The organism is Erythrobacter sp. HI0063 (assembly GCF_001635685.1).
In the GTDB taxonomy this organism is placed as follows: Bacteria; Pseudomonadota; Alphaproteobacteria; order Sphingomonadales; family Sphingomonadaceae; genus Qipengyuania.
The window spans coordinates 13731-28726 of record NZ_LWFF01000278.1 but is presented as its reverse complement, the minus strand read 5'-3'; the positions used below and the strand labels follow the sequence as shown (position 1 = coordinate 28726).

Below are 14996 nucleotides of genomic sequence, written 5' to 3'. Positions count from 1 at the left end.
GTTCGAAAGAGTGTCCGTATGAAGCCCATTCTCGCCGGCCTGGTCGCCTGTCTCCTGCTTGGCGCGTGCTCCGGAAACGAAGCGCCGCCCGAACCGCAGCCAGTGCCCGTCCGCATCGTGACTGTGGCGAGCCAGGCGGTGCCCAATGTCATCGAATTGCCCGGCAGGGTCGAGCCTGTACGCGTCGCCGAAGTGCGCGCGCGTGTCACCGGGATCGTCCAGCAGCGGTTGTACGAAGAGGGGACGGACGTTCGCGCCGGACAGCCGCTGTTCCGCATCGATCCGCGCGAATTGCGCGCCAGCTATGCCCAGACGCAGGCCGCCCTGCAGCGCGCACAGGCCACCGCCGCCAATGCCCGCGCGGTGGTCGAACGCTATCGCCCGCTGGTGGAAGAAAATGCGATTAGCGGTCAGGAATATGACGCGGCGCTTGCCGCTTCGCGCGAAGCGCAGGCCAATGTCGCGCAGATCCGTGCCCAGTTGGAAGCATCCTCGCTGCAGCTGGGATACACCACCGTGCGCGCGCCGATCGGCGGCCGGGTGGGCCGCGCACAAGTCACCGAAGGCGCACTGGTCAGCCAGGCGGAAGGCACACTGATGACGCGGATCGAGCAGATTTCGCCCGTCTATGTCAGCTTCGCCCAGGCCGCGAGCGAGGTGATCCGCATCCGCCGCGCCATTGCCGCAGGGGAAATCGATCTGGACGAAAACGATCGGGTCGAAGTGCGGCTGACCTTCAGCGACGGCACCGAATATCCGGTTTCGGGCTTTATCGATTTCCTCGCCTATTCCGTCGATCAGGAAACCGGCACGGTCGAATTGCGCGCCGAATTTCCCAATCCGCAGAATTTGCTGCTTCCGGGCGAATTCGTCCGCGCCCGGATTTTCGCAGGTCAGGTGCAGAACGGTCTGACCGTGCCGCAAAGGGCCGTCTCCCTGACGGAAACGGGCGGAACCGTGTTCGTGGTCGATCGCGAGGGCAAGGCTGCCGTCCGGCCGGTGGAACTGGGTGCGATGGTCGAGGGGCGCTGGATCGTCGAAAGCGGCATCCGCGCAGGCGATCGGGTGATCGTCAGCAATCTCCAGAAGCTCCGCCCGGGCGCTCCGGTAAAGGTAGTGGACGGGCCGACCGGGCGCTCTCCGGCGAAACGGACCGCGCAACCGCCCCGGTCTGCGAGCACCGGCGGAGTGGAGTAAATCATGGCCCGCTTCTTCATCGACAGGCCGATCTTCGCCTGGGTGGTTTCGCTCGGCATCCTGCTCGCAGGAATTATCGCTCTGCGCGCGCTTCCCATCGAACAATATCCCGAAGTCGCTCCGCCTTCCCTGGCGATCAACGTCGTCTATCCCGGCGCCGACGCCGAGACGCTTGAGCAGAACGTCACTCAGGTGATCGAGCAGCAGCTCAACGGGGTCGAGGGCTTCCTCTACATGGCCTCGTCCAGCGCTTCCAACGGTACGGCGACCATCACGCTGACCTTCGAGGCAGGGACCGATATCGACATCGCGCAGACCGAGGTTCAGAACCGCCTCAGCACGGTCGAAGCGCGACTGCCCGAAGAAGTCCGCAGGCAGGGCATCACCGTGCGCCAGGCCAATGCCGGCTTCCTGATGATCGTGGCCCTGACGTCGCAGAGCGGCGCGCTCGACACCACCGATCTCGGCAATATCGCCGCCACCCAGGTCGTGGATGAATTGCGCCGCGTTGCCGGGGTGGGCGATGTCACGCTGTTCGGATCGCAATATGCCATGCGCATCTGGCTCGATCCCGATGCGCTGGCGTCCTACAATCTTTCGCCCGGCGCGGTGCTTGCCGCAATCCGCGAACAGAACGCGCAGACCGCAGGCGGTTCGATCGGGGCACAGCCGATCGCGGACGGACAGCAGATAACCGCCACCATCACGACGGACGGGCGCTTCACCAGCGTCGAGGAGTTCGAGAACATCATCCTGCGCGCCAGCACCGGCGCGGCGGTTGTGCGATTGGGCGAAGTGGCGCGGGTCGAGATCGGCGCACAGACCTACGCAACCTCGACCACGCTCAATGGCAAGCCCATGGCGGGCATGGCGGTCCAGCTCGCCACCGGGGCCAACGCTCTGGCCACGGCGGAAGGCGTAAAGGCGCGGATGGCGGAATTGTCGTCCGGCCTGCCGGGGGATGTCGCCTGGTCGATCCCTTACGACACGACGCCCTTCGTCCAGGCTTCGGTCGAAGAAGTGGTCAAGACGCTGGTCGAAGCGATGGTGCTCGTCTTCCTCGTCATGTTCCTGTTCCTCCAGAACTGGCGCGCCACTCTGATCCCCACGCTCGTCGTTCCGATCGCGCTAGCGGGTGCCTGTCTTGGCCTCTGGCTGTTCGGTTTTTCGATCAATGTCCTCTCGCTGTTCGGCATGGTGCTGGCGATCGGCATTCTGGTCGACGATGCGATCGTGGTGATCGAGAATGTAGAGCGGATCATGCGCGAAGAAGGGCTGCCCCCGCTCGCAGCCACGCGAAAGGCGATGGGCCAGATCAGCGGCGCGATCATCGGCATTACGCTGGTCTTGATCGCGGTGTTCGTGCCGATGGCCTTCTTCCCCGGATCGACGGGCGGAATCTATCGCCAGTTCTCGGTCACGCTGGCGATCTCGATCTTCTTTTCCGCCTTCCTCGCTCTGTCGCTGACGCCTGCTTTGTGCGCGACCTTCCTGAAGCCGATCGAGCAGGGCCATGACCACACCGACGATCCCGTGACAGACGAAGCGGCCGAGGCTCAACCGGGCTGGCGCGGGAAATTGGCGCGCGCTCGCGGCGCTGTCGCTCGCTTCTTCGGGCGCTTCAATCGCTGGTTCGCGCGGATGCAGGAGAAATACGGCCGCGCCAACGACCGTATCCTGTCGCGCCCGTGGCGGGCCTTCGCAGTGTTCCTGGCGCTCGGCCTCGTCACCGTCCTGTTGTTCGCTCGGCTCCCTTCCGCCTTCCTGCCGACCGAGGATCAGGGCTATCTGATCACTGCCGTCCAGGCGCCTCCCGGTGCCACGCAGGAGCGGACCGACGAGGCGTTGGAGCCGATCGAGGACTGGTGGCTGGCACGCGATGAGGTCGAAAACCTCGTCGTTGTGCGCGGCTTCAGCTTCTTCGGACAGGGCCAGAACAACGCTCTGATGTTCGCATCCTTCAAGCCCTGGGACGAGCGGACCGCCGAAGGCAGTGCCGCCGGCGAGATCCTGGGGCAGGGCATGGCAGTGTTCAGCCAGATTGAAGGCGCGATCGCCTTCGTTATCCAACCCCCCGCGATCCAGTCGCTGGGGCAGGCGAGCGGCTTTACCCTGAAACTGCAGGATCGCGGCGGGGTCGGGCGCGAAGCTCTGACGGCGGCCCGCGACCAATTGCTTGGCATGGCATCGCAGAGCCCGCTGATCGCCAATCTCAGGCCCGAGGATCAGGGGCCGAGCCCGGAAGTGTCGATCGATATCGACCGGGTGCAGGCACGGGCGCTGGGCCTGTCCCTGACGGACGTCAACGCCGCACTCTCGATCGCTTTCGGGTCCGCCTATGCCAACGACTTCAACCGCGAAGGGCGCGTGTTGCAGGTGCTCGTGCAGGCGGATGCGCCCTATCGCATGACGCCCGACGATGTGCTGGCGCTGCGCATTCCCAACGCGCAGGGAGAGCTGGTGCCGTTCAGTGCCTTTGCCAGCGCCGAATGGTCCGCCGCGCCCGCCAGTCTGGCGCGCTATAATGGCTATCCCGCCATGACTCTGTCCGGGATGGCCGCTCCGGGCGAATCCTCGGGAGCAGCACTGGCCGAGATGGAACAGCTCGCCAGCCAATTGCCGCCGGGCATCGGCTTTGAATGGACCGGCATCTCCTATGAGGAGAAGCAGGCAGGCGGCCAGATCGGGCTCCTGCTCGCTTTGTCTGTTGTGGTCGTGTTCCTGGTGCTCGCTGCGCTGTACGAAAGCTGGGCCGTGCCGCTGGCCGTGCTGCTGATCGTGCCGATGGGCGTGCTGGGCGCGGTCGTTTTCTCGATGCTGCGCGGCCTGTCTGCGGACGTCTATTTCAATGTCGGGCTGATCACCATCATCGGCCTCGCCGCCAAGAATGCCATCCTGATCGTCGAATTCGCGATCGAGGAAGAGGATCGGGGCCTCAGGCGTATCGACGCTGTGAAGGCCGCCGCGCGCCTGCGTCTGCGCCCGATCATCATGACCTCGCTCGCTTTCACCATGGGCATGGTCCCGCTCGTCCTCGCCAGCGGGGCAGGCGCTGCCAGCCGGATCGCCGTCGGCACGGGCGTGGCAGGGGGCATGATCGCGGCGACCGTGCTCGGCATCTTCCTGATCCCAATGCTTTATCTGCTGGTGCGCCGGAATATCAGCCGCAAGCAGCCCTCGGCAGCCGGCCATATCGAAGAGGGAGACATACACCCCTCCGCTGACGAAAAGGGTGATGCCGAACGTTCCGCTCCTGAAGGAGACACCGCGCGATGATCCGCTCCATCAAGACCATCGCGGCGCTCGCGCTGGCATCAACAGGGCTCGCCGGATGCGCCAGCATGGCGCCCGAGCATGTCCGCCCGCCCGCCGCGACCGCGCCTGCCTTCGATCCGGACTATCGCCCCGATGGCGAGGTCGTGGCATCGCAGCTTTCCTATCGGGACTGGTTCCCCGATCCGCGCCTGACCGCGCTGATCGCCAGCGCGCTGGAGAACAATCGCGACCTCCTCGCCGCCACGGCGCGGATCGAGCAGGCGCGGGCGCGCTATCGCATTCAGGACAGCCGCGAATTGCCCAGCGTTGTTGCGAGCGGTGGGGCGACCCGCACGCGACAGCCGCTCGGCGTCAATCCCGCCCTCGACACCGGCGATGTGGAAGGCGCTCCGGCCTCGGTCACTTTCAATCGTTTCGAAGTTGGCGTCGGCGTCAGCAGTTTCGAACTCGATTTCTGGGGCCGGGTCGCCAGCCTGTCGCAAGCCGCGCGGGCCGAATATCTCGCCACCGTCGCCGCTCAGCGCGCGTTCTATCTCTCCCTGATCGCGGACACGGCGACGACCTATTTCGAGATCGTCGAGACCGAAGAGCAGATCGCGCTGGCCCAGGCGACCGCCGAAAGTCGGCGAGAGGGGCTCAGGATCGCCCGGCTTCGCCTCGACAACGGCGTGACCTCCGCGCTACCCTACCGCCAGGCCGAGACGCTGTTGACCCAGGCCGAACAGCAGGTGGCGAGCGAGAAGCTGGTACTGGCTCGCTTGCGCAACCAGCTTGCCGTGCTTGTAGGCGGGACCGTTCCTGAAGCCCTTCCCGAAGGTCTAGCGCTGGCTGCGCAGGGCGATGACCGCCGCCTCGCCGCAGGATTGCCGTCCGACCTGTTGCTGGTGCGCCCCGATATCGTTGCAGCCGAAGAGCAGTTGCGTTCCGCCCGCGCGAATATCGGCGCTGCGCGTGCGGCGTTCTTTCCCACCATCTCGCTGACCGGTAATGCCGGCCTGTCGTCCGGCAGCCTGGACGGACTGTTTTCGGGCGATAGCCTGGGCTGGAGCTTCGGCCCCAGCATCTCGCTCCCGATCTTCGACTGGGGCGGGCGCGAGGCCAGTCTGGACCTCGCACAGGCGCTGGAGGTGGAACAGGTCGCGAATTACGATCGCACCGTGCAAACCGCTTTTCGCGAGGTATCGGACGCACTGGCCGGACGGGAGTATCTCGCCGAGCAACTCGATACGCTGCGCCGGGCCGTGACTGCGCAAGAGCGGATCGCCCGCATCGCCCGGCTACGTTACCGCGAAGGCGTGGGAAGCTACCTCGAAGTCCTCGATGCCGAGCGCAATCTTTTCAGCGCGCAGCAGCAATTGCTCACCACGCAACGCGCCTGGCTGCAAAACCGCGCGACCCTGTTCGTGGCGCTCGGCGGCGGTTTCCCGCAGCCATAGCGAACGATCTGAGTTCGAAAAGACCGCTCGAATGATGTGATGAGAGAAGGTGGTGGACGCACTAGGGCTCGAACCTAGGACCCGCTGATTAAGAGCTGGCCATAAGCTCTGGATATATATCTCTATTCCCCGTCATTTCGCGTCTTGGGGAACACGAAAGCGTATCTTCGGCCCGCTGATTCCGAGGCGTATTGCTTCAGGTCCAAGGAGGCAAGTTCAGGCGTCCGGGACCCTCTTGATACCCACACGGAAGAGCGCCGAATTTCTGGGCATCAGAGCGGGGAAGGGGCAAGGCGCATGATTTTCCAGCGGCTTCGCCACAACGTGATATCGATCAGCACTGCCCGCGTCAGGAAAAATCTCACGCACGCCTCATATGAAACTGTGACTCGGCAGTGATGGATGGAGTACGTTACTAACAGGAAGCGCAAGTCACAAGATCGTTACTTAGGACCAGCTTTCGTCCCGATCTACTCACGGATTCGCCTGCTTAAGTGCGGCTGATGCGGTGGATGTCAGCATGAACAAGCGTCCGGGGTGCAACGGAAAGGGAATGAAACCGAACGACTGGTAAAACTCCGACGCCTTTTCGTTCTTGCCGCCTGGGCGGCCCGTGTCGCGACCTTTCTCGCGCTCGCTTTCGGCTTCAGCTGGCTTGTCTGGCTGGGCGTCTGGTCGGCGACCGGACGGCCGGATTCGCTCACCGCCACGCCGATGCTGATCGCGGTCTATGTCGGCTCCTTCGGCCCGGGCCTGGCGGGAGCGGTGCTGAGCGCGCGCGAGGGGCGGCTGGGCGAATGGGCGGCCGGCTTCCTGCGCTGGCGCATAGGCTGGGCGGGAGTCGCGGCCATCGCCCTGCCGCTGCCGCTCGCGGTGCTCGGCCTGACCGCGGCGCTCGGCTACACGCCGGTGCCGATGGACGGCGTGCCGCCTGTGCTGTCCTATCTCACCCTGTTCCCGGCGGTGATCTTCAACGGCGTGGTCACCGCCGTGCTGGGCGCGGGTCCGCTGGGCGAGGAAGGCGGCTGGCGCGGCTATCTGCTCCCGCGCCTGCTCGACCGGCTTGGTGAAGTGCCGGCCTCGCTCCTGCTCGGGCTGATCTGGTCGCTCTGGCATTTGCCGATCATGGCGATCCTGCCCGAATGGCGCGGCGGCCTCGGTTTCAGTTTCTACCTGCCCTCCTATACGGTGACGGTTATGGGCCTGTCGCTGCTGATGACCCGGGTCTGGCTGCTGGCGCGGCGGAGCACGCTCGCGGCGGTGTGGATGCATGGCGTGATCAACGCCCTTGGCGCCATCGCCTTCAGCGCGCAGCTGTGGGACGGGGGCTGGTCGGCCAAGGCCAACTTGTTGCATTTCACCCTGGCGATCTGGCTTGCAGTCTTGGTCCTCCACCTGATGCGAGGAATCCCTCAGCATCGCTGCATCGCTGACATCGTTCTCAAAAGCGAAAACGCTTAAAATACCTAATAGAAAACGCGGAAGGCCGGCACATCGGCACGCAGCTGAACGACGACCTTCCGCCCAAGATTAATGAAACCGGACGGCTCGCACATGGCCCAAATTGAGCCTATGCCTTCCGTTCGACGATCATCCCTCGCGAAAATCGCCGATGATCTCGACCTGTTCGCCGATGAGGATTAGGGTGTTGTCGTGATCGAGAAAAGTCTTCTCGTCTGGGAAGACGACGTTGTTGTAAGTCTCGGACGTCAGAACCTCTTCCATCCCGGCCTCGCTATCGAACCACAGCTCTGCGGTCCCATCGAAATCGGCATTTTGCGCCACATCGGTTTTCAGCTCCACGGGATGGGTTTGGATATAGCGCAGGCAATGGGTCTGGGCCTCCGGGATGGAGCGGAATTGGGGGCCGTGCACCTCGATATGGTGCTTCACGAAGTCGTCGTGGCTCATACCAGCCTTGCGCTTCAGGAACATGGTCATCTTGATCATTAGCCGGTCTCCTTGAAAGTCAGCTGTTGTGTTGGGGTTTCCAGCGCGGCATCGGGCAATCGGCGGGGTAGTCTATCCCGTCCGGAGTAGAGATCAGCTCGATCAGCATACCCCATGGCGCACGGGCATAGACGCCGGAATTGCGCTCGCCCGCTTCAACGCTGGCTAACGGATGCGGGTCCGAAAGAAGGGTTCCGCCCGCCCGCACTAGTCGGTCGGCAGCGGCCTTCATGTTTTCGACGTAAATGGCAATGTGCTGCAACCCGAAATCGACCAGTCCCGCAGCATCGGCCTGATCGGTATTGGCGATGCGGAACATCTCGATATTCGCGGACGCGCCGATACGCATCAGCCGCATATGCTCGATCCGCGCGCCTTCGGGAATGCCGAGCTGATGCTCCACCTCGTCACCCGCCATCGGGTCCGCATCGGCGGGTAGAACATCGTAGAGCGTGCGTGCGCCGAAAGCGCGGGTGAGAAAGTCCGATGCCGCATCCATATCGGGCACGGTCACGCCGACGTGATCGATGCCGCGAATGCCGGGTGCGGCGTCGTCCGCCTGACAGGCCGGTGCAAGCTCAGTCACGTCGGACGCGCCACCTTCGACCAGGCTTTCCAAGGCTTCGTTGAACGCCTTGGTGTGCGACTGCTCCAGATGCGTCTCGAAAGCATCGCGGTTTCGGTAGCGCTCGATCACAGTCCAGCCGCGCTCGACTTCGGGCCTCTGGAACACTTCGAACCCTTCATTTTCCGCTTCTTGGCGAACAGCTGCGGCAAGTTCCGCGATGTGGCGAGCGAGCGCATCTTCGCGGCCCGGCAAGGCCGTGCATTGCGCCATGAGGATTTGGGGCATTGGCTGGTTTCCTTTGCTGTTCATCTGCACTGGCAATGGAGTTTGGCGCGCAGGTGTTCCGTTGTTCTGGCCATCGACGAACACAAAACGCATAAGTTCAGCATGGTTGAATGGAGAGCGGAATGAGCAAGCCGATCCAGTCGGTCGAGCGCGCGATGCGGATGCTGGAATTTCTCGCACGGGAACAGGGAGCCGCCCCGCTTGGCGCAATCGCCAGAGCCGCCGGGGTGCAGTCGTCCACCGCGCACAACATCCTCGCGACGCTGGTCGCGCTGGGTTACGTCCGTCGTCCCGCAACAGGATCGGAATACCGACTTGGTGGCCGCATTCTCAATCTCGCCCGGATCGCGGGCGACGACGATGCACTAAGGCGGCGCTTTAGGCCGCTGATTGAGGAGACGGCCCAGCGTTTTAATGAATCGACCTATCTGATTGTGCCAAGCGGCGACGAACTCTATTATCTCGACGGGATCGAATTACCGAACAATCCCGCCACTTACAGCCGCTTGAGCTGCCGCGAGCCGCTGTCCGGCTCGGCGATCGGCCTCGTGCTCGCTGCGTTCATGCCCGGCGTCGCGCGATCATTGGCCGCGACGGACGAGGCAGCGGATTTGAGCGAAGAGCTTCAAGCGGTGCGCCAACGCGGCTTCGCCATTGAGCAGGGGCAATACCAATCAGGCCTCAACTGCGTCGCGATCCCCCTGCGCGTGCGCGGCGAGCCGGTTGCCGGATTATGTCTGAACGGTGCGAAGCAGCGGCTACCACAAGACCGGCTAGTCAGGATTGCTAATGCAATGGCGGATATTGCGGTGTCGTCGCTTCCTGCGGAATGAGCAGATCAACTTGCGCAAACTCGATGTCGGCATCGAAATCCAGCCTGCATGATCCGAACGTCCGCTTCAGTGCTTCGCAGCGCCATTACCGGACAGTCTCTTGCCGGCCCAGAAGCCGACCCTGTGCACTCCGATCACGCCGGATTGCCGGAGTTCCATTTCACCGGGATGCGCAGATAGCTGACGCCGTTGGCCTCCGCCTCCTCGAAGCGTCCGGCACGGATATTGACCTGGATCGATGGCAGGAGAAGTTTGGGGACCGACAGGCCTGCATCGCGCTTTTCGCGCATGGCGACGAATTCGTCCTCGCTCATACCTTCGTGGATGTGAACGCTGGTGCGCTTCTGTTCGTCGACAGTGGTTTCCCAGCGATACTCGTCGCGTCCCGGGGCCTTGTAATCGTGGCACAGGAAGAGGCGTGTGTCGTCGGGTAGTTCCAGCAGGCGCCGGATCGAACGATAGAGCGTTCGTGCGTCACCGCCGGGAAAATCGGCGCGCGCGGTGCCGTAATCGGGCATGAAGAGGGTGTCGCCGACGAAGGCGGCATCGCCAATGAGATAAGCGACATCCGCCGGCGTATGGCCGGGGACATGCATGACCCCGACTTCCAGCTCGCCGATGCGGAAGCGTTCTTCGTCTTCGAACAGGCGATCGAAATCCGACCCGTCGACCGCGAGATCGTCCATCGCGAAGACCGGGCGGAAAATCTTTTGCACGTCGCGAATATGGGCGCCGATCCCGATCGAGGCACCGGTCTGCGCCTTGATGAAGGGCGCGGCCGACAGGTGATCCGCATGGGCATGCGTTTCCAGCACCATCGCGATCTCCCACGCCCGGTCCTTCGCGAATGCGAGGATCCGCTCCGCACTGCGCGTGTCGGCGTCGCCGCTCGCGAGATCGAAGTCGAGCACCGGGTCGATCACGGCAGCGATACGGGTGGCGGGATCGCCGACGAGGTAGCTGATCGTGTTAGTCGGTTCGTCGAAGAATGCCTCGATGACAGGTCGGCTCATAATCTGACTCCATTAGCTCTTGCTAATATAGAGCGCCTTGCTATATTAGCAAGAGCTAAAGGAGTGAAGCGATGCTCGAACCGATGGATCTCGAAACCTTCGAAGCGAAAGCCAGCGGGGTGGCCGATACGCTGAAGGCGCTTGGCAATGCGCGCAGGCTGATGCTGCTGTGCAAGATGGTCGAACATGGAGAGGTGACCGTCGGCGATCTGGCACGCGATGTCGGACTGTCCCAATCGGCCTGTTCGCAGCACCTTGCGCGGATGCGGGACGAGGGGCTCGTCGCCTACAGGCGCGAAAGTCAGACGCTCTGGTATTCGATTGCCGATGCAAGGGTCGAGACGCTCCTCGCCACTCTCTATCAACTCTACTGCAAGGATTGATGCGATGACCTGCCTTCCTCTCGACCCGTCCGAAGCCCGTGCCGCGATTGCGACAGGTGCACGCCTGATCGATATTCGCGGGACAGACGAATACGCGCGCGAACACATTCCGGGCGCCACGAACGTCCCGCTCGATCGGATCGACGAGCTCGCCAACGGCCCCTCACCGGTCATCTTTCACTGCCGTTCGGGGATGCGGACCGAAGCGAATGCCGAGCGCCTCGCAGCCGCGACGGGAGATGCCCCCGCTTACATCCTGACAGGCGGGATCGATGCCTGGCGCGTGGCGGGGCAGCCGACCGTGCTCGACAGAGGGCAACCGATCGAGATCATGCGCCAGGTGCAGATCGCGGCAGGAGCGCTTGTCCTGATCAGCGTTCTGCTCGGTTTCCTGTGGTCGCCCGCCCTATTCGGGCTGTCCGCCTTCGTCGGCGCGGGACTTGTCGTGGCCGGCGCGACCGGATGGTGCGGGATGGCCGAGATGCTGCGCGCGCTTCCCTGGAACCGGCGCGCGAACGTCTGACCCGGCCATGGACCTCGCCACCATCTTCGCCACGCTGATATCCGGCGGCGCCATCGGCCTCATTCTCGGGCTGGTGGGCGGTGGCGGGTCCATTCTGGCAGTGCCCCTGCTGGTTTATGTGGTCGGGATCGGATCGACTCACGCGGCAATCGGGACGGCGGCGGTCGCGGTCAGCGCCAATGCCCTCGTCAGCTTGGTCGGACACGCCCGTGCCGGAAATGTGAAATGGCGCTGCGCGAGCGTATTCGCACTGGCGGGAGTCGTCGGCGCCGCGATCGGCGCGGAACTCGGCAAGGCGTTCGACGGCCAGCGCCTCTTGGCGCTGTTCGGACTGCTGATGATCGGTGTCGGCATCTCCATGCTTCGCAAGCGCCGCACGGCATTGGCGCCCAATGTCCGCCTGACCCGCGAAAGTGCAGGAGCCCTGCTGCCTCGCCTGATCCCGATCGGCCTCGCTACGGGACTTGCGGCCGGGTTCTTCGGGATCGGCGGCGGTTTTCTTATCGTGCCGGGACTGATGCTCGCCGCCGCCATGCCGCTTCGATACGCCGTAGGCAGCTCGTTGATGGTTGTTACCGCGCTAGGGCTGACGACTGCCGGGTCCTACGCAATTTCCGGCCTGGTCGACTGGCCGATCACCGGCTTGCTGATCGCCGGAGGTATCTTCGGCACGGTATCGGGCATCGTCATCGGCAAGAAGCTTGGCGCGTGCGGAGGGTTGCTAGAGCGGGGATTCGCCATGCTCGTCATCGCGATCGGGGCCTATGTTGCGGTCGGTGCGATCTGAACGAGAAATCCCGGCGGCAGTTCTTCGCGCTTTGACAGTTAAAACCCGATTGTCTGCTCTCGGCCCAATGTCAGCCACCGACAAGAAAAATAGAATTCTTATATCGGCAAATCTCGAAAGGTGAGAAGTCACGGGGGGTAGGTGACAGCCATTGCGGCTCTGCGTGTGCAATGCGCATAGAATGGATTACGCCCTATTTCCTGATCTTATTGAAAAACTGGCTAAAATTGAGGCGCTAGGAAGATCGGTGCTGACCCCCGCCAGTGAAAACCTGGCTGAACTGAAGCGGCAGGCAGCGGCGGCCGGAAACGCCGTGCGCGTGACGAGAAGCGCTACGAATTGGGCGGTCTACTTCTGACAATCGGTTTCGAAAACATTGATTACTACGCGCTTTATGGTCTTATGGCCCATCCCGATCATCTGCTGAAATGGGCTATTGAAGCCCGACAGAGAAGCGCATCGCAGGACTTGGCGCGACTTATCGAGCAAATTTTCGATGACGATAGACGCGCTGAAAGATGCGCGGAGTGGGGCCGGTATCTATCATGGATACGCGTGCGCACCCTGTATGAGGCCGAGGTCACATCCTTCATCGCATCTGGAAAGACGGGCGAGAAACAGCTTTGGAGGCGCGATCCCGTTTCGTCCAAACAGCTTTATCTGATCGCGCAGATCTGCAGGCTGGAGGGTGTCGCAAACCCGAATTTCGCGAAGAAGGGAAACGCTTTCGACTGGCTGTATGCGAGAGGCGGCAATCCACGATACTTAAATCGCCCCGCTCCGTTACCGCTCGAGCTCTCATGATCGCAAGACCCGACAACTTCGCAGAAGCGATGGCGATGCTCCATCTTAAAGAAAGCGAATTCGAGCAAGCAGTCAAAGCGGTCGAAAATGCGTTGGCTCATGGGAAAACAGGCGAACAGGAGTTGAGCACCATGAACGAGATTGCGAGTGATCTCGCCGAACTCGCGGAACAAATCTCAGATCAAATCCAGAAAAAATTAGGATCTTTGTAGGCCGCGGACGCGATTGCTAGATTCTATGTTTACCCTGCAACGGCGAAATCCGAAGCCGAGCTGGAACATCAAAGGACCACCGACCAGATGCCGAAGAAAGAAATTCGCAGGACCAAGGCCGACCTGGCGCGGGAAGGGCACTATCACAACCGGGCGGCGACAGCGGACAAAAAGCATCCTGTCAAACCTCGATCGGACAAAGAGAAGGCCACAAAAAAAGCGAGCTCAAAAAAATCGCGAAAGAACGCTGTTTCTTTGGCGATCGATCATAGTCTTCTCAGCTCAGGTCTGAAGATACCGACGGATGTTTCGCAAACCATCGTTAACCTCGTCGATAAATTCAACCACGGATCGCAGAATACGTCGAGCCACTGTTCTTCGCTCTTTGATCAATCGATAACCTCGCTACGCAAGCTCCCTATCGGCCTCCTTGGGGAGAAAGAATGCATTCTTCCGGATGAACTTCTTCCGACGGGAGAGACAGAGATTGTGGCTCACTGCCGGTGGATGATCTCCGCTCAGGAATCAGACGACTACATCAATTTCGTTGTTTCTGGCTGGCCGTCCACCAGCGTCAAAAGACACGAAGTTCGAAAACGCTTCGGAACTGATCCGAAGGTAGGTTCTTCCCATCTTCACAAGCATGCATCCAATTTGGCGCGATTGGCGATCATTTCCGGTCGGCATCGGAGTGCGATGCAAATTCTACAAAACGCCGAAGCGGGATCAGAATTGGCAGCGGAGGATAGGCGGTTTCTGATCGCTGAGCACGGTCTTCTTTGGTGCGCGCACGACGTGCAGTTAATCGCAGCGCGGTCCGCGAAAGCAGAGCAAAACCCTCTGGAAGCGTTAGCCAGCACGAGCATGACCCAATTGAAGCCGGAGAACATCGCTAACCAGGCCCGTCGGCTTTTTATCATCCTCAAAAAGATCGTCGCCAACTACGCAACTTCGCTAGAGCATACGGGGGGTAAGCCTTTGGCAACGATCGACGAAATGCCAGAAACCATGCTTCCGCTGTATCGACAGATTGAAGCTGCAGCGAAATTCTACCGCATCAATCTGGCAAACTCGATCGGTCCACTCGACAGATTGATGGAATACATTCGAATAACGCCAATCCCGGGACACGAAATTTGGCGTCAAACGCTCGACAGCTCGGTTAGCGAAAACGGCCTCCCGAGTAGTTTCAATGCCTTATGGTTCTCTGGCCTCTCGATGACCCAAGCGGTTTCCGTTTCAATTCTTCGATATCTCAAAAGCGAACGGGAAATCTTGAATCTTCTTGATGAGGGCGATGGAGGGCATCCTCGAAGGCTGAGGAAGGATACCGCAATGTCTCCTTTCGATGCAGAAGAATTGGGCGCAAACTGGTTTACCGCGGCAAAGGATATGCTGTTCATGCTGCGGCGTGACATCTTGCAAGATAAGGATTTCAAGGACGAGGGTTATGATTACCCGGACCGTGAGCCAGCTGCAGGCCGGAATCCGATCCAAATTGCGAAAGCTTTCGTAGCCGAGAGAGGCCAACGCGCCATGACCGACCACGAGAGCGAGTTCGGAGATCCTAAGCGCACATTTTATCTGCTGGACGTCATCCCGGAACACCGGCTGGCTCTCTAATTAGCTCCCTACCTCGTAAGCAATTTCGGGAAGAGCGAATGCCGCAAGGGGGTAGGTGGCGCCTGCATTCCTTGGACACCGTCTAGCGCCGTCAGAATGAGACAGC

General features: G+C 61.7%; 15 protein-coding genes. 12 read left to right on the top strand and 3 right to left on the bottom strand.

The window, feature by feature from the left end; all coding sequences use genetic code 11:
* Positions 1 to 18: 18 nt before the first annotated feature.
* The 4 genes from A3736_RS09575 to A3736_RS09560 all read left to right on the top strand — a co-directional run bounded on the left by A3736_RS09575 (position 19) and on the right by A3736_RS09560 (position 7370).
* Positions 19 to 1197, top strand: a complete 1179-nt coding sequence (locus tag A3736_RS09575) for an efflux RND transporter periplasmic adaptor subunit (RefSeq protein WP_067682275.1) — start codon at positions 19 to 21, stop codon at positions 1195 to 1197.
* 3 nt (positions 1198 to 1200) lie between these two features.
* On the top strand, positions 1201 to 4473 hold the full coding sequence (locus A3736_RS09570; RefSeq protein WP_067682272.1) for an efflux RND transporter permease subunit: 3273 nt from the start codon (positions 1201 to 1203) through the stop codon (positions 4471 to 4473).
* Positions 4470 to 5909 carry an efflux transporter outer membrane subunit gene (locus A3736_RS09565; protein WP_067682269.1) on the top strand — a complete coding sequence of 480 codons (1440 nt, stop codon included), beginning with the start codon at positions 4470 to 4472 and terminating at the stop codon, positions 5907 to 5909. Before A3736_RS09570 ends, A3736_RS09565 begins: the two co-directional genes overlap by 4 nt.
* 537 nt (positions 5910 to 6446) lie before the next feature.
* The gene (locus tag A3736_RS09560; protein ID WP_067682266.1) at positions 6447 to 7370 is read left to right on the top strand and encodes a CPBP family intramembrane glutamic endopeptidase; all 924 of its coding nucleotides are present in this window, start codon (positions 6447 to 6449) and stop codon (positions 7368 to 7370) included.
* A gap of 129 nt (positions 7371 to 7499) precedes the next feature.
* Here the strand turns inward: A3736_RS09560 and A3736_RS09555 are convergent, their stop codons facing one another.
* Positions 7500 to 7859, bottom strand: coding sequence for an EthD domain-containing protein (locus A3736_RS09555; protein ID WP_067682263.1), 360 nt, complete (start codon positions 7857 to 7859; stop codon positions 7500 to 7502).
* Positions 7860 to 7878: 19 nt separating this feature from the next.
* A complete protein-coding gene (locus A3736_RS16730; RefSeq protein ID WP_197465573.1) occupies positions 7879 to 8712 on the bottom strand; it encodes an antibiotic biosynthesis monooxygenase in 834 nt (277 codons plus the stop codon).
* A 122-nt stretch (positions 8713 to 8834) separates the two neighbouring features.
* Between A3736_RS16730 and A3736_RS09545 the strand changes: the two genes are divergently transcribed.
* Positions 8835 to 9545 (top strand): IclR family transcriptional regulator, encoded by a 711-nt coding sequence (locus tag A3736_RS09545; protein ID WP_082851418.1) that lies wholly within the window; start codon positions 8835 to 8837, stop codon positions 9543 to 9545.
* A gap of 134 nt (positions 9546 to 9679) precedes the next feature.
* On the opposite strand, the gene A3736_RS09540 is transcribed toward A3736_RS09545, so the two are convergent.
* Entirely contained in the window at positions 9680 to 10558 is an 879-nt protein-coding gene (locus A3736_RS09540; protein WP_067682257.1) for an MBL fold metallo-hydrolase, read from the bottom strand.
* Between the two features lie 71 nt (positions 10559 to 10629).
* Here A3736_RS09540 and A3736_RS09535 point away from each other — a divergent pair, with 71 nt between their 5' ends.
* From A3736_RS09535 to A3736_RS09510, 7 genes are all read left to right on the top strand, one after another.
* On the top strand, positions 10630 to 10941 hold the full coding sequence (locus tag A3736_RS09535) for a helix-turn-helix transcriptional regulator (protein WP_067682254.1): 312 nt from the start codon (positions 10630 to 10632) through the stop codon (positions 10939 to 10941).
* Positions 10942 to 10945: 4 nt separating this feature from the next.
* The gene (locus A3736_RS09530; protein ID WP_067682249.1) at positions 10946 to 11464 is read left to right on the top strand and encodes a rhodanese family protein; all 519 of its coding nucleotides are present in this window, start codon (positions 10946 to 10948) and stop codon (positions 11462 to 11464) included.
* Positions 11465 to 11471: 7 nt separating this feature from the next.
* Positions 11472 to 12251 (top strand): sulfite exporter TauE/SafE family protein, encoded by a 780-nt coding sequence (locus A3736_RS09525; RefSeq protein ID WP_067682246.1) that lies wholly within the window; start codon positions 11472 to 11474, stop codon positions 12249 to 12251.
* Between the two features lie 181 nt (positions 12252 to 12432).
* On the top strand, positions 12433 to 12609 hold the full coding sequence (locus A3736_RS17105; protein WP_156502062.1) for a hypothetical protein: 177 nt from the start codon (positions 12433 to 12435) through the stop codon (positions 12607 to 12609).
* The gene (locus tag A3736_RS09520; RefSeq protein ID WP_067682243.1) at positions 12591 to 13055 is read left to right on the top strand and encodes a hypothetical protein; all 465 of its coding nucleotides are present in this window, start codon (positions 12591 to 12593) and stop codon (positions 13053 to 13055) included. The genes A3736_RS17105 and A3736_RS09520 overlap by 19 nt, the downstream gene beginning before the upstream one ends.
* The gene (locus A3736_RS09515) at positions 13052 to 13267 is read left to right on the top strand and encodes a hypothetical protein (protein WP_067682240.1); all 216 of its coding nucleotides are present in this window, start codon (positions 13052 to 13054) and stop codon (positions 13265 to 13267) included. The genes A3736_RS09520 and A3736_RS09515 overlap by 4 nt, the downstream gene beginning before the upstream one ends.
* 87 nt (positions 13268 to 13354) lie before the next feature.
* The gene (locus A3736_RS09510; RefSeq protein WP_067682233.1) at positions 13355 to 14890 is read left to right on the top strand and encodes a hypothetical protein; all 1536 of its coding nucleotides are present in this window, start codon (positions 13355 to 13357) and stop codon (positions 14888 to 14890) included.
* Positions 14891 to 14996: the final 106 nt, after the last annotated feature.